19 protein-coding genes are annotated in these 26,125 nt (G+C 68.6%); 13 read left to right on the forward strand and 6 right to left on the reverse strand.

The genetic code is table 11. The annotated features are described in order from the left end of the window. The first annotated feature begins 6 nt into the window (after positions 1-6). From EV192_RS14935 to EV192_RS14970, 8 genes are all read left to right on the forward strand, one after another. Complete coding sequence (locus EV192_RS14935; protein WP_132115602.1) at positions 7-309, forward strand: nucleotidyltransferase domain-containing protein; 303 nt, start codon at positions 7-9, stop codon at positions 307-309. Positions 310-622: 313 nt separating this feature from the next. Further along, positions 623-925 (forward strand): hypothetical protein, encoded by a 303-nt coding sequence (locus tag EV192_RS14940; protein WP_132115604.1) that lies wholly within the window; start codon positions 623-625, stop codon positions 923-925. A gap of 414 nt (positions 926-1,339) precedes the next feature. Further along, positions 1,340-3,463, forward strand: a complete 2,124-nt coding sequence (locus tag EV192_RS14945) for an Agd3-related carbohydrate-binding protein (protein WP_132115606.1) — start codon at positions 1,340-1,342, stop codon at positions 3,461-3,463. Next, a complete protein-coding gene (locus EV192_RS14950; RefSeq protein ID WP_132115608.1) occupies positions 3,460-5,547 on the forward strand; it encodes an Agd3-related carbohydrate-binding protein in 2,088 nt (695 codons plus the stop codon). The genes EV192_RS14945 and EV192_RS14950 overlap by 4 nt, the downstream gene beginning before the upstream one ends. Next, on the forward strand, positions 5,544-6,986 hold the full coding sequence (gene pelF / locus EV192_RS14955; protein ID WP_132115610.1) for a GT4 family glycosyltransferase PelF: 1,443 nt from the start codon (positions 5,544-5,546) through the stop codon (positions 6,984-6,986). Before EV192_RS14950 ends, pelF begins: the two co-directional genes overlap by 4 nt. Then, positions 6,983-8,356 (forward strand): hypothetical protein, encoded by a 1,374-nt coding sequence (locus EV192_RS14960; RefSeq protein WP_132115612.1) that lies wholly within the window; start codon positions 6,983-6,985, stop codon positions 8,354-8,356. The genes pelF and EV192_RS14960 overlap by 4 nt, the downstream gene beginning before the upstream one ends. A gap of 14 nt (positions 8,357-8,370) precedes the next feature. Next, positions 8,371-9,093, forward strand: a complete 723-nt coding sequence (locus EV192_RS14965) for a nucleotidyltransferase family protein (RefSeq protein WP_132115614.1) — start codon at positions 8,371-8,373, stop codon at positions 9,091-9,093. Positions 9,094-9,114: 21 nt separating this feature from the next. Then, positions 9,115-10,023 (forward strand): NAD-dependent epimerase/dehydratase family protein, encoded by a 909-nt coding sequence (locus EV192_RS14970; RefSeq protein WP_132115616.1) that lies wholly within the window; start codon positions 9,115-9,117, stop codon positions 10,021-10,023. 45 nt (positions 10,024-10,068) lie between these two features. Here the strand turns inward: EV192_RS14970 and EV192_RS14975 are convergent, their stop codons facing one another. Together EV192_RS14975 and EV192_RS14980 are read right to left on the reverse strand one after the other, a co-directional pair. Then, entirely contained in the window at positions 10,069-11,019 is a 951-nt protein-coding gene (locus tag EV192_RS14975) for an NAD-dependent epimerase/dehydratase family protein (protein WP_132115618.1), read from the reverse strand. Then, positions 11,016-12,329: a nucleotide sugar dehydrogenase gene (locus EV192_RS14980; RefSeq protein WP_243726848.1), complete on the reverse strand. Its 1,314-nt coding sequence runs from the start codon at positions 12,327-12,329 to the stop codon at positions 11,016-11,018. The genes EV192_RS14975 and EV192_RS14980 overlap by 4 nt, the downstream gene beginning before the upstream one ends. Before the next feature lie 193 nt (positions 12,330-12,522). Between EV192_RS14980 and EV192_RS14985 the strand changes: the two genes are divergently transcribed. After that, complete coding sequence (locus EV192_RS14985; RefSeq protein WP_132115620.1) at positions 12,523-13,317, forward strand: spherulation-specific family 4 protein; 795 nt, start codon at positions 12,523-12,525, stop codon at positions 13,315-13,317. A gap of 52 nt (positions 13,318-13,369) precedes the next feature. On the opposite strand, the gene EV192_RS14990 is transcribed toward EV192_RS14985, so the two are convergent. Further along, positions 13,370-13,846: a nuclear transport factor 2 family protein gene (locus EV192_RS14990; protein WP_132115622.1), complete on the reverse strand. Its 477-nt coding sequence runs from the start codon at positions 13,844-13,846 to the stop codon at positions 13,370-13,372. A 96-nt stretch (positions 13,847-13,942) separates the two neighbouring features. Between EV192_RS14990 and EV192_RS14995 the strand changes: the two genes are divergently transcribed. Then, positions 13,943-14,725, forward strand: a complete 783-nt coding sequence (locus EV192_RS14995) for a helix-turn-helix domain-containing protein (protein WP_243726849.1) — start codon at positions 13,943-13,945, stop codon at positions 14,723-14,725. A gap of 22 nt (positions 14,726-14,747) precedes the next feature. Here EV192_RS14995 and fxsT read toward each other — a convergent pair whose 3' ends face one another. After that, positions 14,748-17,066 carry an FxSxx-COOH system tetratricopeptide repeat protein gene (gene fxsT, locus EV192_RS15000; RefSeq protein ID WP_165960391.1) on the reverse strand — a complete coding sequence of 773 codons (2,319 nt, stop codon included), beginning with the start codon at positions 17,064-17,066 and terminating at the stop codon, positions 14,748-14,750. Between the two features lie 96 nt (positions 17,067-17,162). Beyond that, positions 17,163-17,384: a hypothetical protein gene (locus EV192_RS15005; protein ID WP_132115628.1), complete on the reverse strand. Its 222-nt coding sequence runs from the start codon at positions 17,382-17,384 to the stop codon at positions 17,163-17,165. A 134-nt stretch (positions 17,385-17,518) separates the two neighbouring features. Between EV192_RS15005 and EV192_RS15010 the strand changes: the two genes are divergently transcribed. Beyond that, positions 17,519-19,957, forward strand: coding sequence for an ATP-binding protein (locus tag EV192_RS15010; protein ID WP_132115630.1), 2,439 nt, complete (start codon positions 17,519-17,521; stop codon positions 19,955-19,957). Here EV192_RS15010 and EV192_RS15015 read toward each other — a convergent pair. After that, positions 19,939-21,141: a hypothetical protein gene (locus EV192_RS15015; RefSeq protein ID WP_132115632.1), complete on the reverse strand. Its 1,203-nt coding sequence runs from the start codon at positions 21,139-21,141 to the stop codon at positions 19,939-19,941. The two genes, EV192_RS15010 and EV192_RS15015, sit on opposite strands and share 19 nt — an antisense overlap. A 191-nt stretch (positions 21,142-21,332) precedes the next feature. Between EV192_RS15015 and EV192_RS15020 the strand changes: the two genes are divergently transcribed. Both EV192_RS15020 and EV192_RS15025 read left to right on the forward strand, forming a co-directional pair. Continuing rightward, a complete protein-coding gene (locus tag EV192_RS15020) occupies positions 21,333-24,044 on the forward strand; it encodes an AfsR/SARP family transcriptional regulator (RefSeq protein ID WP_132115634.1) in 2,712 nt (903 codons plus the stop codon). Positions 24,045-24,195: 151 nt separating this feature from the next. After that, the gene (locus tag EV192_RS15025) at positions 24,196-26,121 is read left to right on the forward strand and encodes a HelD family protein (protein WP_243726910.1); all 1,926 of its coding nucleotides are present in this window, start codon (positions 24,196-24,198) and stop codon (positions 26,119-26,121) included. The last annotated feature ends 4 nt before the right edge of the window (positions 26,122-26,125 follow it).

Raw genomic sequence — 26,125 nt, forward strand, 5'->3', positions numbered from 1 at the left:
GGACATGTGTTCACTCCGAATGAGCGGGAAAATCTCCGGAACGAGCTGGTCACGGCCGCGAAGGACGACCCTAGGATTGTCGCGGCCGCGCTGACCGGATCGGCCGCGGTGGGGCAGGAGGACGCCTGGTCCGATATCGACCTGGCGTTGTCACTGGATCCCGCCGCGGATACCGGACAAGTGATCACAGACTGGACCGAACACATGCGGCGCCACGATGTGGTGGCACACCTGGATATGCCGCTGAGCGGGACATTGTTCAGGGTGTTCCTGCTGCGGAGCACGTTGCAAGTGGACATCGCGTTGTAGTGTCCTGAACCGGAAGTACGTCACCAGTCTCGACGGCCCAGCTTCCCGCTGGACGCACCGGCCGAAGGCACTGGTACAACCCGGTACAAGCCCTTCGGCCGGCACGCCCAGCGGAAACCTGGATCCGCCGAATACTGGCAACGTACTTCCGGTTCAGGACACTGGCCGGCGGCGGACTTCGGGGCGACCGGGCCGACGTTCCAGCTGCTGTTCGGCAGCGCCGCCGAGCGCGAACGTGTCAGCCCGCCTGCAGCCGCGCGGCTGATCGGCATGGGCTGGCTGTACGCGTTGCACGCCCGGTCGAGCATCGCGCGTGGCCGGGTGGCAGGCCGAGTACATGGTCAGCGGCATGCGCGACCAGGTGCTGTCGCTCGCGTGCCTGCGTCATGGCGTGCCCGCGGTGCAGGGCAGGGGTGTGGACGACCTGCCCGAGGCGGTCCTGGCGTCGTTCGGCGGCACGCGTCCCGGCTCGCTCGAACCGGCCGAGCTCGCCCGCGCGTTCGCGGTGACCATGGAGGGTTTGCTGGTGGAGGCGGAATTCGTGGACGCCGAACTGGCCGACCGTATCCGCCCGACACTGCGGAACATGGTCTTGGGCGTCAGTCAGGAGAAATAAAAGTTACCCACGGGTTGTGTTTACCTGAAACCACGATGTGGGAAACGGCGGCGATGTACAAAGTGTCTGATATGTGGAATGACATACAGTATTTCGCTTGTTGGCGGGCTGAAGAATAGCCGCCTGTCGACCCTTCGTTCGTATCCCGTCGAAATGCTACTCCGTTCGAGATTCCCCGAAAAAAATCACGTAGGGTGTGTAACAGTCCCACGTCCCAGTGCGAACCAGTGGACTGGACAACCCACACCGAATTCGATGATCGAAAAGAATAAACCGGCGACTCCGTGGCCACCCGGCCGCGCGAGTTGATTGACCTGTACAAAACCGTGATGCCGGCACCCCGGCAGCCGCGGAATAGTGCCATGCCCCCGAACGAGGAGATCCACCGAGCAGTTCAAGGGGATAAACGGAACAATGAAATCGCCGTCACGGATCAGGAAACGGGCCGCGTTCGTGCTGCTGGCCCTCGCGGTCGGGACCGTCGGCGCCGTGCCACAAGCCTCGGCAGCGGTCGGTCAGAACCCCAGACACCAGTTCGTCCGGGCCGAGGTGGCGCCGCCGACGCCGCCGACGCCACCCCAGCTCCACCCGGTCAACGGCCCGGTCCAGTCGGGTCTGAACGCGAGCCCGAAGGCAGCACCTCAGGACGACGCGGCGGGGCTCACCACCAGGGTGGCGCTCCGGCCGCTGGTGATCGCGCTCGACAACAACGACTTCGGCCTGCCCACCTGGAAGGCCGTGCTCGACCGGATCGGCACGCCGTACGACGTGCTGCTGGCCAGGACACAGCCGCTAACCGCGGCGAACCTCGTCCGGGGCGACGGGGCAGGCAGGTACAACGCGATCCTGCTCACCGACAACGGGCTGCTGTTCCAGGACACGACCGGCAACTACGTCAGCGGGCTGAGCGCGGCCGAATGGCAGACGTTGTGGTCGTACGAGGCCAGCTTCAAGGTCCGCCAGGTGTCCCTGTACACCTCATGGGGCACGTTCCCCGAGGACTACTGCCTGCGGCCAGGCACCGAGGGCGGTGTCGGCAACGCCGTACAGGCGAGCATGACCTCCGCCGGCAACCAGTTCTTCGACTACCTGCGGCCGGGTGCGCAGATCCCGATCTCGTTCTCGTACGTCTACCAGTCGACGGTCGCCGCCGGCTGCGCCGCCCAGCCGTTGCTGACCCTCGGCAACAAGGTGCTCGGCGTGACCAGCACGTCCACCGACGGCCGGGAACGGGCCGCGCTGACGTTCTCCTCCAACCAGTTCCTGATGCAGACCGACCTGCTCGGCTACGGCCTGGTGCGCTGGGCGACCCGGGGTGTGCTGGTCGGCGAGCAGCGACACTGGATCAACGTCGACGTGGACGACTGGTTCAACTCGAGTGACCACCTCTTCCCGGACGGCCACCTCGAACAGGACCCCGGCTTCCGGCTGTCCGGACCCGAGGTCGCCGCGGTGAACGCCCAGCAGGCGCAGTTGCGGGACCAGTTCCCGGTCGCCGGCGGCTTCACACTGAACCTGCCGTACAACGGCGAGGACATCGACACCACGGCGCCGAACAAGTGCAGCGCGATCAACACCCCGGACCCGCTGACCAGCTTCTCGGAGTGCATGAAGAACAACTTCCGGTGGATCAACCACACCTTCTCGCATCCTGAGCTGAACGCCACCCCGTACGCGCAGAACTTCGCCGAGATCAACAACAACCTCAAAGTGGGCCGCCAGATCGGGCTGAACGTCCCGACCCAGGTGCTCAAGACGCCGGCGTACTCCGGGCTGGGCGTGTACAACCCGAACCCGAACGCGCCGGACACCGACCCGCCGACCGACTTCGGGCTGGCCGGGTCGAACCAGGCCATGCTGAACGCGGCGAGCGACAGCGGCGTGCAGTTCCTGCACGGCAACATGTCGTTCACCAGCCACCGGCCGAGCTGCTTCAACTGCGGCATCTACCATCCGCTCAAGCCCAACCTGATGATCGTGCCGGACTGGCCGACCAACGTCGGCTACCAGACCACCGCGCCGGCCGAGGAGACCCTGTTCTACAACCGGATCTACGGGCCGGGCGGCGTGTTCCCGTTCTGGGACCACAACCTGAGCTACCCCGAGTTCGTCGACGACGAGTCGAACATCGGGCTGCAGCACGTGATGGACGGGTCGGTCTACACGCACACCATGCACCAGGGCAACCTGCACCAGTACTCGCCCGGCCACAGCCTGGCGTTCGACTGGATCCAGGCGGTCGTGTCCAAGTACAGCGACAAGTTCCAGGTGCCGCTGCGCAACCCGGACTGGCTGACCTTGGCGCACTACGTGCAGGCGCGCACAGCGCACTTCGCCGAGCTGTCGCACAACCAGGACGCGGTGTGGGACAAGACGCTCAACCTTGTCACCTACATCCCGTCCACGGCCGGATCGCTGTTCATCACGGGCGCGACCAGCCTGCTGGCCAGCACTGACCGGTACGGCACGGACAACATCACGCAGTTCACCACCCTTCCGTTGATCCCGCTCGTGGCCTTGGCGACGCCTCGCTCATGACACTGGTCCGGAGGCTGCAACTGCCCCTGCTGCTGGTGCTCGCGGTGGCCGTCGTGACGATCACCGTGTTGAGCCCGGCGGGCCCCGGTCAATCCGGCGGGGCCTCGGCCGGCGCGGCGCTCGTCGAGCCGCCGCTGCCGGCCAAGCAGCGGGTTCCTGTCCGGCTGGCGAGCGCGCCGGCCGGACAGGCCCGGCCGGGGGACCTGGTCGCGTTGCGGCAGCTCGTGATCGCCACCGACACCGACGACTTCGGCCTGGCCACGTGGAAGTCGGTGCTGGACGAGATCGGCTCGCCGTACGACGTGCTGCTGGCCGGGAAGGACAAGCTGACCACGGACAAGCTGGTCCGGGCGGACGGTGTCGGCCGTTACGACGCCGTGCTGCTGACCAACAACGCCCTGCTGCACGCGGACGCGAGCGGCAACTACACCAGCATGTTCGACGACGCGCAATGGCACGTCCTGTGGGACTACGAGCGCGCGTATCACGTCCGGCAGGTGACGCTGAACGCGTTCCCCGGCGCGACGCCGGAGGACTACTGCCTGCGGTCGCACGGTGAGGGCCCGGTCGGCACCACACCGGCCCTGCTGGACCAGACCACTTCGGAGGTGTTCGACTATCTCGACCCGCACGCCCGGATCCCGCTCACCCAGTCGTACCTGTACCAGGGCACGCTCACGAAGTTCTGTCCGGCCGAACCGATCCTGACCTACCAGGGCAACGTGGTGGGTGTGCTGAGCCCGTCGCTGGACGGCCGGGAACGGATCGCGCTCACGTTCTCCACCGGCCCGGACGCGGTGTCCACCCTGCTGCTCGGCTACGGGCTGGTGCGGTGGGCGACCAAAGGGGTGCTGATCGGCGAGCAAAGGCACTGGTTCAACGTGGACGTGGACGACTGGTTCAACGTCACGCTCCGGCAGCTGCCCGACGGCAGCAAGGAGGTGTTCCGGATCAGCGGCCAGGAGGCCGCGTCGATCGCGGCCCAACAGCGTGACCTGCGGGAGAAGTACCCGCTCGCCAAGGCCTTCACCCTCAACATGCCGTTCAACGGCAGCAGGTTCGACGTGACGGCACCGGACCGATGCTCCGACGCGGGCACGTCCGACCCGCTCAGCAGCTACACGAAGTGCCTGGTGGACCAGTTCCGGTGGATCAACCACACCGCGACGCACCCGCAGATGAACACCACGTCCTACGACGTGAGCCTGGGCGAGATCAAGCGGAACCTGGACGTGGCCGCGACCGGTGGCCTGCCGGTGCCGAAGGTCGTGCTCAAGACCCCCGAGTACTCCGGGCTGGGGGTGTACAACCCGGATCCGACCTCGCTGGCCGCGCCGACCGACCACGGACTGGCCGCCTCCAACAAGGCCCTGCTGGACGCCGCGTACGACATGGGCGTGCGGTACGTGGAAGGCAACATGTCGTTCGCCAGCCACCGGCCGGGCTGCTTCAACTGCGGTATCGACCATCCGCTGCGACCCGGCCTGTTCGTGGTCCCGGACTGGCCGACCAACATCGCGTTCGAGGCCACCACACCGGCCGAGGAGACCACTCTGTACAACGCCGAGTACGGCCGCAACGGCACCGCGTCCGACCACGCCAACCACGACCTGGACTACCCCGCGGTGATCGACGCCGAGTCGGACGTCGCGCTGCGGCAGCTGATGGTCGGGTCCTCGTACGCGCACACCCTGCACCAGGGCAACCTGCACGAGTACGCGCCCGGCCGGAGCCTGACCTTCGACTGGATCAAGGCCACAGTGGACAAATACTCGTCGTACTACGCCGTACCGCTGGAGAACACCGACTGGGTCACGCTGGCCCACTACGTGCAGGCCCGGACGCAGCACTTCGCGCTGTTGGCGGCGCGGAACGACGCGATCTGGAACCGGGCGACCAACGCGGTCAGCTACACCCCGGCCGACGACGGTTCCCTGTTCCTGACCGGGATCCAGAGCCGGCCGGCCGATCCGCAGGAGCAGTGGACGCCGGACTCGAGCGAGATCTACGGCTCGGACACCGTGTCCCAACTCGGCCTGGCGAAAGGCAACGAGGTCGTCGTGATGGCGAGCCCCCGCTCATGAACATCCGGGAACTACGTCCGGTCAGCGCGGCGACGCGGCTGCCGGCCGACCGTCCACTGCGGATCGTCCTGGTCTCCGAGGGCGCGTACCCGTACCACCCCGGCGGTGTCAGCCTGTGGTGCGACCAGTTGGTGCACGGCATGCCGGACTACCGGTTCACCGCGGCCGCGCTGACCGTCGACGGGTTGGAGACGGGGACGTGGCCGGTGCCGGACAACCTCAACGAGGTCGTCAACATCCCGCTCTGGGGGCGGGAGCCACGCAGGAGATCCCGGCGCGGCAGACGGTTCACCGACGTGCACGAAGCGTTATTGCGTTCGTTCATTCCGTACACAGAGGACAGTCCGGACGCGCTGCTCGTGGCGCTGCGGCGGATGTTCGACGAGGGATGCGTGGGTACGGCACTGGTCTCCAACAAAGGGGTCAGCCGGTTGGTCGAGATCGCGACCGAGGCCTATGGGGACAGCTTCACCCTGCACGACGCGGTGACCGCGGCGGACCTGATCGAACACATGCTCCGGCCGCTGGACCATCCACCCATCGAGGCCGACGTGCACCACCTGGCCATGAACGGCCTGAGCGCGCTGATCGGGCTGACCGCCAAATGGGCGTACGGCACGCCGATGCTGATGTCCGAGCACGGCGTCTACCTGCGTGAGCGGTATCTGGGCATGGTGGACGAGTCGACCACGCACCCGGTCCGGTTGATGCTGCTGAGTTTCCACCGCGCGCTCGCCGGCGCCGCGTACCGCGCCTGTGACCTGCTCGCGCCGCATTCCAGCTACAACCGCAGATGGCAGTTGCGCAACGGCGCCGACGAGGCGCGGATGCGGACCATGTACAACGGCATCGATCCCGCGGACTTCCCGGAGGCGCGCGGCGAACCGGACCACCCGACGATCGTGTTCGTCGGCCGGATCGACCCGTTGAAGGACCTGCACACGCTGATCCGGGCGTTCCAGATCGTCCGGCGCGAGGTGCCGAACGCCCGGCTGCGGATGTTCGGGCCGGTGACACTGGTCAACGAGGGGTACTACGCCAGCTGTCTGGCACTGCTGAACGAGTTGGGGCTGACCGACGCGGCGGCGTTCGAAGGGCGCGTGCCCAGCCAGGTCGACGCCTACCACGCCGGTCATCTCGTGGCGTTGACGAGCGTGTCCGAGGGATTTCCGTTCACTGTCGTGGAGTCGATGTCCACCGGACGGCCGCAGGTGTGCACGAACGTGGGCGGCGTTGCCGAGGCTGTGGGCGATGGCGGATTCGTTGTGCCGCCGCGTGACCATGATGCGGTCGCACGCGCCTGCGTGAAGCTTCTCACCGACGCCGGGCTGCGGCGCTCGATGGGGCAGGCAGCGCGCCAGCGGGTGCTGGAGAACTTCACGTTACAGCGGTGGAACGACGGCTACCGGGCGATCTACACCGAGTTGGCGCTCCGATGACCGGGGACCTCCCCGCGCTCGTGACCAGGGTGGCGGCTGTCCTGCCGACGCCGGTGGACGACCTGCAGGTGGCCGCGATGCTGGAAAGCCAGGGCGTCACCGACCAGGCGGCGGCCGACCAGTACGGAATGGACGACGTGTTCGCCCTGGCGCACGAGGTGTTCCGGCGCCTGTCGGCGACGGTCGTGACGCGGGCGGTCGAGATCCGGGAAACTGTGCGGAGATCGCCGCACGAGGTGTGTCACGGGCTGCTGTACATGTTGCCCAGCGCGGTGTATCCGGCGGTGTTCATGGCGTTGAGCGGACCGGTCATGGTGCGTGGCATGGTGTTCGCCACCGCGCTGGGCTGGGTGTGGGGCGCGGGGACGAGCTGGGTGGCGTACCGGCTGCTCGGCTTGGGGCTGGCCGGCCACGCCGGCCGGACACTCCGGTTGTTCGGCCTGGTCGCGATGGGACTGGGCCTGGTCGGGGCGATTCTGATCGCGTTGGACGACGGTGCCGGCCTATCACTGGTACTGTTCGTACTGGCCCAGACTGGCTTTCAGGCGGCGTCCGGTGTCCTTGTCTTCTACCGTAAGGAGTTCTGGCTCACCGCGGCGATGATCCCGGCCTGTTTGGCCGGACTGGTGCATCTGGTGTCCCGGTACAACGACGCGTTGCTCGGTCCGGTATTGTTGTGCGGCACGGTGTCGACCGGGTTGGCGATCGCGCTCGCCTGGCGGGCGAGCTTCGGTGGCAAGCAGACCGACAGCGGGCGGCGACCCGCGGCGCGCGCGCTCACGCTGGGCGCGTTGCCGTACATGGGATATGCGGCACTGTGCGCGGCTTTCCTGCTGTACACCGATTCTCGGTACGTCACGAGCAACCTGGATCTCGCGATCGGCGTGACACCGCTCGTGCTGGGCATGGGCGTGGTCGAATCGAGCGCGCACCGGTTCTTCACCCAGGCTGGCAGGCTGGTGCGGCGCAGCCGGCTGCCGGCCCAGTTCCGTGGCGAGGTCTGGCGCATCCTGTTGCGGGAGCTCATGGTGTGCCTGCTGTTCCTCGTCGGCATCGGGCTGGCGTTGCTGGTGCCGCTCGCGTGGTTCGGTGTGCTGACCTCGCGGGGCGCGCTGCTGATCGACGGGCACCTCGTGCTCGGTGGCGCGTTCTTCCTCGGTTTCGTGCTTGCCAGGCAGGGCGAGATGCGATGGCTCCTGTGGACGGTCGCGGGCGTGCTCGTGGCCAACATCGTGTCGGCCGAGGTGCTGGCCCAGGACCTAGCGCCGTACGGCCACGTCCCGATCTTCCTGATGAGCAGTATCGCACTGGTGGTTCTCATGTTGACGGCGCTGCGCACGAGCGTCCGGCAGATCAGGCACTACAAGTAGGGAGGACTCCAACGATGCACGCGGTGATACTCGCAGGGGGCCGGGGGGTGCGACTGCGCCCCTACACAACGGCGTTACCCAAGCCCCTTGTGCCGATCGGGGAAGAGTACGCGATTCTCGACATCATCCTGCAGCAGTTGCACACCTACGGCTTCACCCGGGTCACCCTGGCGATCGGCCACCTCAGCTCGCTGATCCGCGCCTTCGTGGGCGACGGGTCGCGCTGGGACCTCACGGTGGACTACTCGGAGGAGGAAAGCCCGCTGTCCACCATCGGTCCCTTGCTCACCTTTCTGGACCAGCTCCCCGACCACTTCCTGGTGATGAACGGTGACGTGCTCACCGACCTGAACTACGTCTCGCTGCTCGACCACCACATCACGTGCGAGGCGCCCTTGACCATCGCCACCTACCAGCGCAAGGTGAAGATCGACTTCGGCACGCTGGAGACCGACCAGGGCCGGATCGTCCGGTTCGTCGAGAAGCCGACCCTCTCCTACGGCGTGAGCATGGGCGTGTACGCGATGTCCCGCAAGACGCTCGCGCCCTACCCGAAGAACGTCCCGTTCGGACTCGACGACCTCGTGCTCGACCTGTTGTCCCGCGGCGAGAAACCGGCGGCCTTCGAGTTCGGCGGCTACTGGCTGGACATCGGCCGCCCGGACGACTACGACGAGGCCAACCGGAGCTTCGAGGCGAGGCGGTCGGTGCTGTTGCCGGCCCAGGCGCTGAAATGACAAGGCGAAATGACACGTGAAATGGCATCAGCGCGGGTGCTGCTGTTCGGCGCGTCGGGGTTCCTCGGCCGTGAGGTCGGGAACGCGCTGAACGGCGACCCGCGGGTGGCCGTGGTGATCCAGGTCGGCCGGAGCGCGCCGGACGAACCCGGCTGGGCCCGGCACGACCTGATCGGCGGCGACCCGGACAGGCTGGCCGCGGTGCTGCGAGCACAGCGGCCGGACGTCGTCGTCAACTGCACTGGTCGGCTCGACGGAACCACCGCCGAACTGGTGAGCGCCAACGTGTTAGCGACCGCTAACCTGCTCGACGCGATCAGGGACGTGACACCGAAGGCGCGGTTGGTCACGCTCGGATCGGCCGGCGAGTACGGCGTGGTGCCGACCGGTGCCGCCGTCACCGAGGACTCCCCGGCCCGGCCGGTCGCCGCGTACGGCGTGACGAAACTCGCCGGCACCATGCTCGTCCAGTCCGCGGTGGACAGTGGACTGGACGCGGTGGTGCTGCGGGTGTTCAACCCGATCGGTGCCGGCATCGCCGCCGGCACGGTCCTCGGTCGGGCCGCGGCGAGCATCCGCGCGGCCATGGCCGGCGGCGTGGAACACATTCAGTTGGGGCCGCTCGGAGCGTACCGGGACTTCGTCGACGTGCGCGACGTGGCCACGGCGATCTCGGCGGCCGCGTTGTCGGCGGAGCAACCGCCGCCGGTGCTGAACGTCGGCAGTGGCGTCGCGGTGGCTACCCGGGACACGGTAGCGATGCTGGCCGACGTGGCTGGCTTCACCGGGCAGGTCCGGGAGGCCGATCCGGCCCCCGCCCGGTCCGGTGCGGTGACGTGGATAGCGGCCGACCTGACCAGGATCGAACGGACGCTGGGCTGGCACCCGAAATACGGTCTCGCTGACTCGGTCCGCGAGATCTGGGGCTGACAAGGATGGTTCCCGGGCAGCCGCCCGGGAACCATCCTTGCCTGGTCAGTGGCTGTTGTCGCGGTACCAGGTGAAGGTCTGGCGGACACCGTCGGAAAGGGACACCGCGGGTTCGAAGCCGGTGAGTTCCCGCAGCTTGGCCAGGTCCGGGCACCGCCGTTTCACCGAGCCGGGCGGCGCCGGCACCTCGTCGAGCACCGGGGTGTGTCCGGCGATGTCGAGCACCAGCGCGGCGAGGTCGCCGATGTTGGTCTCGGCGAGGTCGTTACCGATGTGGACGATCTCGCCGTTGGCGCGTTCCGTGCCCATCAGCGCGGTCATCGCCTCAACCGCGTCGTCGACGTGGCAGAACGCGCGGTACTGGTCGGTCCCGTACACCCGGAACGGGTTCTCCTGGGCGATCGCGCGCAAGGACAGCTCGGGGATGACGTGGTCGGAGCCCATCCGCGGCCCGTAGACGTTGTGGAAACGCCCGATGACGAACGGGAATCCCTTGGCGCGGGCGGTGTGCACGACCGCGGCCTCGCCGAGCGTCTTGCTGACCGCGTAGGCGAACCTGGGGGCGGTGATGTCCTCGATGAGCAAGGGAACGTGTTCCGGCGTGGGCACCTGCACGACGCCCGCGGTGACCCCGCCGGAGTAGGTCTCGCTGGTGGAGGCGAAGAACAGCTTCTCGTCCGGACGCAGCCAGTCCAGCGTGTTGAGCAGCGCGAGGGTGTTGACGCGGATCACCCGCGCCGGGTCGCGTTCGACGTTGCGGACGCCGACCACCGCGGCCAGCATGTAGACTTGGTCCCAGCCGTGCGGGATGTCTTTCATGGAAGCGGGATCAGTCAGGTCCGCGGACATCACGGGCACGTCCAGCCGGGCCAGCTCGGGGTCGTTCCGGCCGCGCGAGAAGTCGTCCACAATGGTCACTTCGTGGCCGCGGGCGAGCAGGCCGCGGGCCAGGTGCAGCCCGATGAAGCCGGCGCCGCCCAGGATCAACGCCCTCATTCGGCCACCTCGGGCTCGTAGCCCAGGCCGGCGTACTGGGCGCCGTGCGCGGTGATCGAGGCCGCGTCCAGGATCCGCCACGAGTCGTACACCAGGCGCACGTTCGAGCCGGTGAGCAGGGTGTCGACAGGCAGGTCACGGTATTCCGGATGGTCCGTGATCACGAGAACCGCGTCCGCGCGGGCGAACCCGTCCGCCAGGTCGACCGGATCGCCGCCGTACTGCCGGATCACGTCCGCGCTGACCAGCGGGTCATGGCCGAGCACCCGCAGTCCGGCGGCGGTGAACACGGGCATCATCGCGGCGATCGGCGTGCCCCGCATGTCGTCGGTGGGCGGCCAGCCCTTGTACGCCCAGCCGAGCACCAGCAGCGTCTTGTCCGCCGGGTCGGTGATCAGGTCGACCATTCGGCGAGCGACGTGCACCGGCGTCTCCTCGTTGACAGCGCGGGCGGCGCTGATCAGCGGCGGCACGTATCCGACCTGGTCGGCGACGGAAAGAAGGATATACGGGTCCTTGGACAGGCAGCCGCCGCCGACATACCCGGGCTTGGCGATGTCCGGCCGCGGATAGTCCACATTGGTCGCCCGGATCACCTCGAGCGGGTCAAGCCCGAGCCGTTCGGTGATCCGCGCCACCTCGTTGCCGAACGAGTAGATCACGTCGGTGTGGCAGTTGTTGGTGAGTTTCACCAGTTCGGCGGTTTCCAAGGTGGACACGGGGACGACCTGGGCGGCCAGGTCGGAGAACAGTTCGACACCCAGCCGGAGGCTTTCCGCGTTCAACCCGCCGACCACCTGCGGCAGTTCGACCAGTTCCCGCAGGGCCTGGCCCTGAATGGTCCGTTCCGGAGCCATGACCAGCCGGGCGCAGCTCCACGCGGCCAGCAGGCGCGGCAGGACAACCGCGCGAGTGGCGCCGACCGGGACCGTGCTGCGCACCACGACCAAGGTGTCCGGAGTGCACCGTTTGCTGACGTGTTCCGCGGCCGCGGCGAGATTCTCCAGGTAGGGCTCGTGGCGGAGTTCGTCCACCGGCGTGGAGACGCAGATGATGGCCACGTCCACGCCGGCGTCCGGCAGCTCGGACCCGATGAAGATCCGCTCACCGGTCAGTTCCCGGAACGCCTCGTCCACGCCCGGCTCGAAGATGTGCGGGCGGCCCTGGGACAACGAGTCGACCACCGCGGGCTGGGTGTCGACGCCGTGCACTTCGAATCCCCGGCGCGCCATGGCCGCCGTCAGGGTGAGACCGACGTAGCCCATGCCGATCACACCGATCTTCGACTGTCTCGGTGAAGCACCTGTCACGACCGACTCCTCGCTGTTGGTGTTTGTCCCTCAACAGTTCGTCGTCGTTTCCGTGTCCCGCGTTATATTCCGTCGCTTGGCGAATCGGCCGGTTCACCCGGTCGGCCTACCTCGTCAGAAGGGTTTGGATGTGCCGGGCGACTCGTAGACTCGGCCGGTGAACCGTTGCTCGACAAAGAAAAGGGCGACGCGCATGAGAACTCCTTTACGCTGGCTGCGTGCCGTCGGAATCGGAGCGGCCGTCTGTGTGGTGGTCGTGACGAGCCAGGCGGACGCGGCGGCCTGTGGAAACAACTCGCAACGCCTTGGTATACCCGCGTATTGGGGCACCGAGGGCACCGGACCTGGCCTGTGGCGACGACTCGCGAACGAAGCACCCAACGCGAGTCTGGCCATCGTCGGAATTCAGGCGTCCGGCCCTGGCCCGGTGCTGTTGCCGGAGGTCAAGCGGGTGGTGGACCGCACCCGCTCGTCCGGCGTCCGCTTGCTGTCCTATGTAGACACAAGTTACACGAACCGGCCCGTGGACACGGTCCTCGCCGACATCGCCAACGCCTTCATCTGGTACGGCACCGACGGGATCTTCCTGGACCAGGCCGCGAACACCTGTGACAAGCTCGGCTATTATCAGGCGCTGCACGACTACGTGAAGTCGATCAGGCCGAACGCGCTGGTCGTGCTCAACCCCGGCACCAACACCGACGAGTGCTATACCAAGGTCTCGGACGTCCTGGTGGACTTCGAAGGGACCTACGACACGTACGTGACCTGGTCGCCCAGTGACTGGGTCCGTGCCTATCCCGCGAAACGGTTCTGGCACCTGGTGTTCGGCACGTCCTGCGCCAGCCAGATGCGGGACGTGATCAAGAAGTCCAGGCAGCGCAACGCCGGTTACGTGTTCGTCACCGACACCGCCCTGCCCAACCCGTGGAACGCCCTGCCCGCGTACTGGCGGTCGGAGTTGGCCGCGCTCGGCTCGTCCCGTTAGGCGGGTCCCCTGGCCCGGCCGGCGCCTCCCACGCCGGCCGGGCAGGATCCCGCTACAGCGCGCGGGACGCCTGGCCGAAGACGTACCGCCAGTGGCCGTACGACTTCACGTAGGTGTCGCTGAACCACAGGTGGGAGTCGAACGACGTGCCGTCGGCGCACGTGCCCTTCTCCCAGAGCTGGGCCGTGACGATCGCCGTGCTGGGGCCGTATTGGCGGACTGTCTGGGTGCCCGCGACCTCTTCCTGGTGTTCGTAGACGCACGTTTTGGCACGCGCGTCCCTCAGCAGGTCCTGCTTGGTGACGACGGCGCCCTTGCCGGTCACCAGGACGAAGTCGTCGGCGAGGATGCGGTCCATGGTCGCCGCGTCGTTGCGCTTCACCGCGGCCTGGTACTGGGTGTCCAACGCGGCCACCACGGCGATGTCGTGCGACGAGTGGTCCTCGACGGCCGTCGACGACGTCGCCGGGATGACGAACGCGGCACCCACCGCGGCCGCGAGGGCGGCGTATTCCTTGGTTCTTCTCATGGCCGAAAGGCTGCCCGTCCGGCCGCCCCACGGTCTTGAAGAACTTTGCGCATCCCGGGGTTAGCATGGCGCATGCACCTCCGATGCTGGGCCGACGTGGCCGTCGACCGCTCCTTCCGGGTCAGCGAGTTCAGCTGCCTGGACGACCACACCGGCTGGTTCGGCGACTACCAGGACAGCTACCAGGTGGTGCTGGTGCGCAAGGGCATGTTCCGGGTGCGCCGGGGCGGTGCGGTGTCCGATATGGACAGAACGGTCGCGTACCTGGGAGTGCCTGGCGCGTATGAGGAGTACGCGCATCCAGCGTCTGGCGAAGTGTGCACGGTCGTCACGTTGACGCCACAGCTGTGGCATTCGATGGCCGGTGACGTGCCGATCACCCGTCCGCACGCCTACACGACCGCCCGGATCGAACTCGCCCACCGACGGATGCTCGCGGCCACCGCGGACCCCGGATACGCCTGTACCGAAGAGCTGCTCGACATGATGGCGAGCATGCTCGGCCAGACCGCGGCCCGGTCCGCGCTGCCGGGCAGGCGGCCGTCCCGGTCCGACGACGCGCTGGTCGACCACGCCCGGGCGGCGATCGCCGCCGATCACCCAGCGGCCCGCCGGCTCAGCTCGCTGGCCACCCAGCTCGGCGTCTCGCCCTACCGGCTGAGCCGCGCTTTCCCGCGAGTCCTCGGCGTGTCACTGACCCGGTACCGCAACCGGGTCCGGGTGGCCCGAGCCCTCGACCGCCTGGAAGCCGGCGAACCCAGCCTGGCCTCCCTGGCCGCCGACCTGGGCTTCGCCGACCAGGCCCACCTGACGCGCACGGTCCGTGACCACCTCGGGCAAACGCCGACTGTGCTCCGCCGGATCCTGGTCACCCGTTAGTCGACAGCGGACGGAGGCGCGTTCAGTACCGGTGTGTTTGCATTTGGGCTCCATGAACCCCGGTAGGTCCACCAGGCTCGGGAGTGTCCCCAGCACCCAGTTCGCCGTTGGCGCGCTGCCGCGCTTCGGCCAACGTGACGCGCGTATGTCGCGTGTCGGGGTGTTCGGATCCCTGCGAACCGCACTGCTCGTCAAGAAGCTGTTCGAGCTCGGTCACGGCCGCCAGATCGCCGGCTTCGATCCGCCAGCGGGCGAGGTCACATCGGGTGGACAAGGTGTCCGAATGCTCAGGTCCCAGTGATCCGCGCTGGTCGTGGAGGAGTTGTTCGAGCTCGGCCACGGCCGCCGCCGGATCACCGGCTCGGCCCAGCCAGCTGGCGAGATGGATCCGGACCGCGAAGGCCCCAGGGTGGTACGGACCAACCAACCGCTGTACGTCGTCGAGCAGTTCCTGGAGTCCGGACACGGCCGCGGCTGGGTCGCCGGCCGTACCGCGAGCGCGAGCCAGCAGTCCGCGAGTTGTGAGCGTGCTTTCGTGGTGCGGCCCCAGGACGCGGAGTCGATCGGCGAGCAACTGTTCGAACGCGGCGACAGCGCCTGCCATGTCACCGGCCTCACCTCGGCACCAGGCCAGGTGGCTGCGGGACACCATGGTCTCCGGATGGTCGGGTCCGAACAGCCGGAGGTTGTCGCTGAGCAAGGCGGTGAAACCGGCTATCGCGCCTGGTAGGTCACCGCCGACACCGCGCCGGAAGGCAAGCAGGTGGCGGGTGGCCAGTGTTTCGGCATGATCAGGGCCGAGGGCCTGGGTCGCGTCGGCGAGCAGATGTTCCAGGGCGAGCACGGCCGCGTTGAACTCCGCGGTCGCGCTGTGCACGTCGATCAGGTCGCGGCGAGCACACAAAGCCCTGGGATGGCCCGGTCCAAACCGTTGCTCGGCAACGTCGTGTAGGTGCTGGAAACGATCGATGGCGGTGGTGGTCAACCTGCTGGCGCGATAGCTCGCGGCGACGCGGCAGAGCACCTGGTGCAACTCGGGAGTCCACAGTCGATCGCCAGCGTGGCGGTGGACAGTGTCAGTGTTCGCGCGGAGCGCTTGAACCAAAGTCGTGTCTTGTTCGAACGCCGGCCACACTTCCAGCAACGCGTCCGCGGCGAGGTGGCTGAGCGACTGCAGGCGATGGTCGGCGAGCTTCTCCCGAGTCGCCCGTTGCACCAACGCGTGGACGCGAACCGCCGAATGCGGGCTGGTCATGTCGACGGTCGCCAGGCTCAACCGGTGCAGGCACTGCAACGCGCTGCGGATCTGCTCGACGCCGGCGGGATCGTCCACCGTGCCCAGACTGGACGCGACCGCTTTCGAGGTGAACACGCCGACCGGAACACCGTTGGGGTCCATCAGGCTGGCCAACTCCAGGATCGGCCGAGCCATCCCGGCAGGACGCAGCGAGTCGGCCCGGTGAATCGACAGTGACCAGGTCGCCGCCATCGTCGCGCGGTGGCTGTCGGGCAGCGCGTCTGGTTCAGGGACGAGGTCGGCCAACGCGTGACGCTGGTCGGCCAGGCGGGCCCGGTACTCGCCGAAACCGATGTCCTCATCCACGATGTAGGCAGCGGCTTGGGCCAGCGCCAACGGCAGATGCCCCAGGTCGTCGGCCAACAAGTCCGCTGCACGGGTTCCGGGCGCGGTGTCGAGTTTCGCGGCGAGGTACGCGGCGGACTCCGCTGAGGTGAACACCCCGACGTCGACGAGACGACGGCCGTGCCCGGCGAGCGCGGCATCCCGGCGGCGGGTAGTCACCAGGACTCGGCCTGAGGCGGTCCGGGGCGGCCAGAACCGGTCGAGGTCGGTCGGGGCCTGCACGTCGTCCAGCACGATCAACCACCGCACCGTGCTTTCGGCCAGCCAGACCAGAAACCGCTCTGCCCCCTGATCGGCGTCCGGTGACCAGGTCCCGGTGAGTTCCGCGGCGACGTCGACGTAGGCCGACGCGATCGCCGCGCGGGAATCAGCCGCGACCCACACCAGCAAGTCGACCGCCTGCTCGGTCCACATCCGTTCCGCGTACGCGGCAGCGAGCTGTGTCTTGCCGACGCCGCCCAGACCGAAGACCACCGCACATGTCGGGTCACCTGCCGCCATGTCACCCCGCCCGGCATCGGGCAGCAACTCAGTCTCGGCGCGACTTTGGAAGCAGTGGGCGAGCGGTGGCACCACCCCGAACCGCCGCGGCCACCTGCGCGCCGCTTGCCCGCCCGCACTGGAGGCGGCCGGACCCGTCACCGTGACGTGTCCGATGTGGTGGGCCTGTACAACACCGCCGCGCACGGCGCCGCTCATCACATTCCGCGTGTCACTGTCGCCCTGAGCCATGGTCAGCTGCCCGTCGGTGACAGGCGGAAGCCGTTGCCCGGTACGGACATCTTCGCTCCTTGCTCAGTTCGGGTACAACAGGCTGACGATCCACTGGCCGAGGTTCACGCCGGCGTCCGGGATCAACGCCAGGCACAGCACCGCGACCGCGACGGCCACGGCGGCGAGCCGGACCATCCTGGACGGTGTGGTCCGGCGCTTTCCGGGCCAGATGATCAGGAGTGCGAGGGTGAGCGTCACGGCGAGCGCCAACGCGTCACGGACCCACTCCAGAACTGCGGTCATCGCCTCATCCACTGTCGCATCGCGACGAACCTGCTCGATCACCTCCAGCGTGCCCACCGCGCGATGCGGAAACCAGGCCAGGTACTTGCCCAATTAGTGGTCACCGGGTGGCCCGCCGGGCATACAGTGAATACGTGACGACCGACCCACCGCCGTCCGTTGAGCAGGTCGCTTTCGAACTGAAACGGATGCGACAACGGCTCGGTCTTGGCCACCCCGCTGTTGTGCTGGAGCTTTCCGGGCCGGTGCGGAGGCATCTTCTGGGCGCGGGAACATCGGACCATGGCGACGCCTCGGATGTCGTTCTTCTGGTCACGGCGCTGCGCGACGCCGTCGAAGAGTTGGGCGACCATGAGCGTCTTTTCATGTCGGTCGACTTCAATCTTGTCGCCGAACACAGTTATCCGACGCTGACCGAACGTCGGGAATCACTGGCGCGTCACATCAAGTGCGCCATGAAGACCGTGCGCCGGCACGCCGATCGGGCCCTTGAGTCATTGGCTGTCGTGCTGGTGTCGTCGCGGGAGCGTGGTTCGTCGAGCGCCGAAAATGTGGGCGATGACGAGGGTGTCCCGTTGCCGTGGCAATTGTTGCCGGCGCCTACCCAATTCACGGATCGGGCCGGTGACCTCGCCGAACTGGACCGTCTGGCGACCGAGGGTGGCCGGCAGCGGGCGCTGATCGTGATCACCGGACCGGGTGGGGTGGGCAAGACCGCCCTGGCGTCGCAGTGGCTGCACAGCAGGTCGCAGCTGTTCCCGGACGGTGTCCTGCAGGCCGACCTGGACGCGTTCACACCGGGCGGACCGGTCGCCGCGGGATCTGTGCTGTGCGGTTTCCTCCGTGCGCTGGGGATCGCGTCCGAACGGATCCCGGCGGACGTGCCGGAGCAGGCGAAGCTGTTCCGGTCGCTCACCGCCGGCAAGGCACTGGGCGTGCTTCTCGACGATGCCGCGTCCGCCGCGCAGGTCCGGCCGTTGCTGCCGGCGTCCTCGGCCAGCGTGACCGTGGTGACCAGCCGCAGACGGCTTGGCGGTCTGGTCACGCAAGGCGCGCGCCTGATTGTCCTCGAACCGTTGGGGGAGCCGGCCGCGATCGAGCTGTTGACGCGGTCCGTCGGTGGATCCCGGGTGGCGAACGAGCCGGACGCCGCACGTGCCCTGGTCGAAATGTGCGGTGGCATGCCGATCGCGGTGTGCGTGGCCGCCGCCCGGCTGGTGGTCCAGCCGAGGCGCTCGATCGCGCTCGCCGTCGACGACCTCGCCGACCAACGGCGGCGGCTGGCGAGGCTGGCGGTCAACGGCGACGTCTCCGTCGAAGCGACCTTCGACCTGTCCTACCGGGAGCTGCCCGAGCAACCGGCCGCGCTGTACCGGATGCTCGCGCTCCATCCGGGCGCCGAGTTCGGTACCGGGGTCGCCGCGGCGGCCGTGGACACCACACCGGAGGAGGCCAAGGACCTGCTTTCCGTGCTGGTGGACATGAACATGCTGCTCGACGTGGGAGCGGACCGGTTCAAGTTCCACGACCTGATCCGGCTGCACGCCCGATCCCAGGGTGATCGCGGCGACTCGGCACCGGCGCGGGAGCAGGCCGCCCGGCGGATGCTGGACTGGTATCTGCGCACCGCGATGTCGGCGAACGTCGTCGTGATCCCGTTACGGTGGCACATCGGTTCCGGCTACCAGGAGGCGTACCAGCGCCCGCCGGCCTTCGGCGGCGCGAAGGAGGCGATGGCCTGGCTGGAGCTCGAACGCGCCAACCTCCTCGCGGCCGTTCGGCTCGCGGCCGGCAACGGCTGGCACGAGTGGACCTGGCAGATGTGCGAGGCGTTGTGGGAGTTGTTCCTGTACCGAAAGCACTACGGCGACTGGATCTGGTCCCACGAGGTCGGCGTCGCCGCCGCGGTGCGATGTGCCGACCACGCCGCCGAATCCCGCCTGCGGTACCAGCTGGGCCGCGGCTATCTGGAGCTGCGACGGTTCGACGAGGCGACCTACGAGACCGAACTCGCCGTGCGCCGCGCCCAGGCAGGCGGTCACCACCGCAACGAGTCGGCCGCGTTGGAGCAGTTGGGCATGGCGGCCAACGGGCAGGGCCAGCCGGACAAGGCGATCGAGTACTTCCGACGGTCCCTGGCCATCGAACGGGCGCTGGGCATCCGCCGCGGCGTGGCGTTGCGGCTGCGCCGGATCGGGATGACCCTGACCGACGTCGGCCGGTACGACGAAGCCGTCGAGCACTTGGCGGACGCGCGGGATCTGTTCGTGGAACTGGCTGACTCACCAGGTGAGGCGGAGACGCTGCGACATCTCGCGGCCGTGTACACCCGGATGGGCCGGCTGGACGTCGCGCTGACCCACCTGCGGGCCGCGTTGCCGATCATGGCACTGTCCGGTTCGGACGTTTACCACGCGCAGGTTCTCGCGGCCCTGGGCGATGTCAGCGACCAGCTCGGTGACGGCGCCGCCCGCGGGTACTTCCGGCAGGCCCTGGACCTGGCCGAGTACACCGGCGGGCCGGAGGTCGACCGGCTCCGCGCCAGGCTGGCCGCCTACCAGGCCACCGGGTGAGGCAGTGACACGGCCGCGGTGTGCACTTCGCGGGCCGGTTCGGACAGGCCGAGCAGCCGGTACATGGTGCGGCGCAGGATGCGTCCGGCCCGGCCGGGCTCGGATGTCAACAGGTCGGCGATCCCCGAGCGTCGGGTGTGGTCGACGGCGTCGCGCACCTGGGGGAGTAGCGGACGGTCCAGCCGGAACCCCGGTGCGGTCCGCCTGACCGCCGCGGCCGGACTGCCGGGCAGGTAGTCGTCGTCCGGTGTGGCCGCGAGGAGCACCGGCCGGTGGATGGCCGCCGCGTACTGGGTGACCGAACCGTAGTCACCGATGACCAGGTCGGCCGCGACGAGCGCGGCCCGCCAGCCGTCCTCGGGCGGCACCAGCACCAGTCCGGCCCGCACACTGTCGGCCAGCCACGCCCGTACCTGCCAGGCTCCGTGGTTGCACCAGATGTTCGGGTGCAGCAACGCGACGACCCGGTAGTCCGCCGACGGCAGCTCCGCCATCAACCGCTCGAACAGGTCCGGATGCCGGCCGAACGCCGACTGTGAGGTCCACGTCGAGCTGACGACCACGGTTCGCTGGCCGGCGGACACGCCGAGGGCGGCGCGGTAGCTGTCGCGGAAAGGCACACTGGCGACGAGCCGGTCGAGGGCGATGTCACCGGCGACAACGGCGCGGTCGACGGCTTCCGGACACCACTCGCGCAGCACCGCCCGCTCCCACTCGTGGGTCAGGACGATCGCCGCCGGCCGGACCGCGCCGTCGCGCATCAGGAACTGCCGGTCCAGGCCGGCCACCGGCTGAACGTGTCCGGATCGCCGCGGCCGGAACCGGTACTGCGCGAACCCGCCGCCGTGGGGCACGTACAGCACAGGTCCGCGGACGTCGAAAACGCCCAGGCTGCCGGCCGCCAGAACCAGGTCGAACCCGGTCTGGGTGGCCTGATGCCACGGCAGCAGAACGCCGCCTTGCGCGACGACCAGTTCCGCCGCGCCCCGCCAGGTGGCCAAGGTCGACGGAACGGTGAAGACCACCTGTACGCGCTTGTCACCCTCGAACAACCGCAGCAGGTCCAGCAGTCTCGTACCCGCGACCAGGTGCGGCACCAGCACCAGCACATTGCGAAGACCGCTGCGGGTAACCGTCGCGTCCGAGCCCATCCCGACCGGTCCACGCACCCATTGTTCCGCCATCGCTCGCCACCTTTTCCGATCACGACCATGTGTGGCGGTGAATCTGCGGTGCACGGGTGGAAGATCAGCTGGACGATCGACTGGAAGATCGACTGCATCACTCGAACGGATGTAGGCGGTTCACTCGAATGGGACGGCCGGGTGTGGTTAGGTGAGTTTTCAGACCGGCTGTCGGGATAACGGGTGCGCGCATGGAATTCCGGGTCTTCGGGCAGGTCGAAGGACGGGACGACGCGGGCTTGTCGGTCGCGATATCGCCCACCGGCCGGGCCATTCTCGCGGTTCTCCTGCTTCACCTGGGTCAGCCGATCACCACCGAGCGGCTCATCACGCTGGTCTGGGACAAACCGTGCAATGCCGACACGTTCTACCGGCACGTCACCGAATTGCGCAGATCCTTGGCGGATGTCTTCGGTGCCGCCGCGAGGCTGCCGCGAAGCAAGAACAGCGCCCTCCAATTGGACCTGACCGAGGAAGCGGTCGACTACCACAGGTTCAGGAACCATTTCCAAGCCGGCAAGATCGCGTTCACCAAGAAGGAGTTCCGCGCCGCGCTGACCGAACTTCGGCAGGCGATGCGACAGTGCCAAGGACATCCGCTGACCGGGGTTTCGGCCAGTGACGGAATGGCCAACCTCCGGGTCCGGCTGGACGGCGAGCGGCAGAACGCCTGCCAACTGCTCATCAACACTCTGTTGACGTTGGGCCGGTATTCGGACGCGCTCGCTGAGATCGACTTCTACCGGACGCAGTGGCGGCACGACGAATTCCTGGCCGCCGCGCGCGAACGGGCCGCGGCCGGCCGTGGGCAGGAGGTCGTCGCGGGAAACGTGATCTCGAAAGCCCGGTCCGTCGTCCGGCCGGTCCGCCGGTTCATCGCCGGTGACGCGGGCGAGGCGAGCCTCGACGCCGCCGCCGGACAACTCGCCGACGCGGTCCGGCGCCAGTGGGAACACGAGGAGGCGCTGCGGCGGATCCACGACCCGTTCCCGCTGCCGGTGCGCTGGCACACCGCGCCCGCGGAACTCACCGACCACTGGGCCAACGTCGCCCGCGCCTCGGCCACCACGCTCGCCGACCCGTTCGCGGAAGGCGACCTTGACCAGGTCGCCGACATGCTCCGCGAGGTTCGGCGGCTGGTCGTCCTGGGTCGCGCCGGGTCGGGCAAGACCATTCTGGTCATGCGGCTGGTGCTCAAACTGCTGGCGAGTCCGGACACCGACCTGGTGCCGGTCATCTTCAGCCTCGGCTCGTGGAACCCGGCCGAGGTCTCGATGCGCGACTGGCTCGCCGACCAGCTCAGCCGCGACCATCCCGGCCTCGCCGCGCGGGGGCCGGACAACATCACGCTGGCCGCCGCGCTGGTGCGGGACGGCCGGATACTGCCCGTCCTGGACGGGTTCGACGAGATCGCCGACGGCCTGCACGGCGCCGCGCTGAGGTCGTTGAACACGCTCACCACGCCGCTCGTGCTGACCAGCCGGACGGCCGAGTTCGAAGCCGCGATCACCGCCACGGACGTCCTCACCAACGCCGCCGGCATCGAGCTCGACGAGCTCACCCTGCGGGACCTGACGGCGTATCTGCCCAGAACCACGACCAGGACGGCACTCCGCGACGGCGAGACCACCCCGATCTGGGATCCGGTCCTGGCCCGGCTGGACAGCGCCGGGGACCTCAAGAAGGTGCTCAGCACGCCGCTGATGGTCGGCCTCGCGCGGGCGATCTACAGCGACACCCGCGAGCACGATCCGGTGGAGCTCCTGGACACCGGCCGGTTCGGCACGGCGGACGCGGTGGAGGCCCACCTGCTCAACGCGTTCGTCCCCGCTGTCTACCGCCACCCGCCGCTCGACCGGGACCGCCGCCGGTACCGGCGCTGGGACCCGGACCTGGCCCACCAGTGGCTGCACCAGCTGGCGCGGCAGCTGAACCGGCTGGGGACCAGGGATCTGTTGTGGTGGCAGTTGGGCCGGACCGTGCCACGGGTGGTCACCTTGGCCGCCTTCGCCGCGGTGGGCGCCCTGGCGGCGAGTCTCACCGGGATGCTCTTCACCATGGGCCTGGAGTTCCTGCTCACCTTCGGGCTGGTGGCCGGCCTGATGTACGGCCTCAGCTACGGGCTCGTCCCAGGGCTGCTGGTCGGTGTCACGTTCACGTTCCTGGGTGGCGCGGCGTCCCGGCTGACGGGTGTGCTGGCCATCGGCTTCGGGGTCAGGGTCGCCGCGGGCATCGTGTTCTCGCTCGCGGTGGGCGTGCTGTTCGGGGCGTTGGTCACCAAGGAGCCCGAGCCGCAGTCGATCAAGTTCCGGGTGCGTGGCCGGCTGCCGGAGATCACCCGCCGGGTGCTCGTCGGCCTCGCCGTCGGCCCGCTTGTCGGGGTCACGTTCGGCGTGGCGTTCGACCTCGCCGGCGGGCCCTCGGCCGAACTCGGCACGGCGATCACCGGGGGAATCGCGGGCGGGCTGATCGCGGGCCCGATGGTCGGGCTGATCGGCGGCCTCGCGGTGGCGGTCGACATCAGGACCGCCATCAGTCCCGCTGACCTGCTCAAGAGCAGCCGCACCAACGCGGTTGTCCAGTCGGTGGCGATCGGGCTGGTGTTCGGTGCGGCGTTCGGGGTCGCGTTCGAGGTGATGACCGGACAGGCGGCGAGTCTGGCCACGGGGCCGGCGGTCGGGTTGGTCGCCGGCGTGGTGGTGGGCCTCGGGATGACGGCGTGGGGACGGTGGGTGCTGGTCGCTCGCGTCTGGTTCTCGTTGACCAACAAGCAACCCTGGGTGATGATCGCCTTCCTCGAGGACGCCCACCGGCGCGGAGTGCTGCGCCAGGCCGGCGCCGTCTACCAGTTCCGCCATGCCCGACTGCAGGATCATCTGGCGTCGGTCACGCTGGGCGGCTGAGGCGGCCGGAAAGGTCAAGACTGTTCTTTGGCGAAGTCGCCAGGCACGCTCGGTGGCCGTGACCATCGATTTCGCGGGGGAGCACAGCGGCGTGGCCGAGATCGACACCGAGCAGGAGTACCTGACAGCCCTCTACAGCCGTGTGGACGCCATGCGTGCCGAGGCGGTGGCACGTATGGCCGGCGGCGGCCCGGACACGGCCGCCGTCTGGCGGGCCGAAGTGTCCCGTTTGGACGCGATGCAACCGGGTCTGTACTTCGGGCGCCTGGACATGGCCGATGGTCGGCGTGTCCACATCGGCCGGTTGGGACTGTTCCATGACGGTGCGGACGAGCCGTTGTTGCTGGACTGGCGGGCACCGGCGGCCCGGCCGTTCTACACGGCGACCGCGGCCGCCGCGGACGGTGTCCGCCGGCGTCGGCGGATCACCACCCGGGGCCGGATGGTCGTCGCGCTGAACGACGAACTGCTCGACCTGGACGGCACGGGCGACGGCCTGGTGGGGGAGGCGGCCCTGCTGGCGGCGGTGACCGCGGAGCGAACCGGGCGGATGCGGGACATCGTGACGACCTTGCAGGTCGAGCAGGACCGGATCATCCGGGACTCGTACCAAGGCGTGCTCGTGGTGCAGGGCGGTCCCGGCACAGGCAAGACAGCGGTCGCGTTGCACCGCGCCGCTTACCTGTTGTACACGCACCCGCACCTGCGTACCCGCGGTGTTCTGGTCGTCGGGCCCAGTCAGGTGTTCCTCGACTACATCGGCCAGGTGCTGCCTGGTCTGGGGGAACACAGTGTGGTGACCGCGACCATCGCCGACCTGTGTCCGGGCGTGCGAGTCAGCCGGGTCGATCCGCCGGAGATCGCCGAACGCAAGGGCCGGGCCGACATGGCCGGGTGGTTGGCGGACACGGTACGGGCCCGGGTCCGGATCCCGGACGAACCGGTGGAGATCGAGTTCGAACAGCAGGTGCTGGCGCTGGATCCGGACAGCTGCCGCCGGGCTGTGCGGGCGGCCAGGGTGACCGGGCTGCCGCACAACCAGGCCAGGTTGGTGTTCCACAGTCACATCGTGGACGCGCTTGCCCAGCTGATGATCGACCGGACGGAGGCGATCGTGCTCACCGAGACCGGCGAGGCGATCGACGGCGGCAGCCCGGACGGCTCGCTCGGCGACGCCGACCTGCGGATGCTGGCCGCCGCCGGGGTGGTCGTCGACGACATCGGCCCGAGAGACCTGTTGGCCGAGACCGATCGGGCAGACCTGAGGACAGCGCTGCTCGCCGAGCCGGGCGTCGAGGTGGCACTCGACGCGTTGTGGCCGCCGCTGACCGCCGAGGAGGTGGTGGCCGACCTGGTCGGCACGGACGGGTGGAGCGTCGCGGACGTTCCGTTGCTCGACGAGGCCGCGGCCATCGTCGGTTCGGCCGACGGTCGGGCGACTTTCGGCCACGTGGTCGTCGACGAGGCGCAGGAACTGTCCGAAATGGACTGGCGGATGGTGGCCCGGCGATGCCCCACCCGGTCCATGACCGTGGTCGGCGATCTCGCCCAGACCGGCAGTGCGGCGGGCGCTTCGTCGTGGGACCGCGTCGGCGATCACCGGCTGGCCCAACTCACGGTGAACTACCGCACACCCACGGAGATCATGGCCGCCACGGCCGACCTCCTCGCCGCCCGTCATCCCGGACTCACGCCGCCCCGGTCGGTTCGCTCCGCCGGTGAAACGCCTCGGCGGACGTGGGCGGCCGACTTGTGCCGAGCCGCTGCCGAGTTCGCCGCGGCACATGTGGCCGGTCAACTGGCCGTCATCGCTCCCGGAACGCACATCGGTCCGCTTGCCGCCGCGCTGTCGGTCGCCGTGCCGCCGGACTTGACCGAGAAGGTCGTCCTGCTCACGCCCGCTCAGGCCAAGGGGTTGGAGTTCGACGTGGTGCTGATCGTCGACCCGGCGGCCATCCTCGCCACCGGACCACGGGGCCACAGCGACCTGTACGTGGCCATGACCAGAGCCACTCAGCGGCTGCGGGTCGTGCATCCCGGTGCGGTGCCGGCCGAGCTGGCCGCCATCCCGTCATGACCCG

The organism is Actinocrispum wychmicini, from assembly GCF_004345645.1.
GTDB classification, from domain to species: Bacteria; Actinomycetota; Actinomycetes; order Mycobacteriales; family Pseudonocardiaceae; genus Kibdelosporangium; species Kibdelosporangium wychmicini.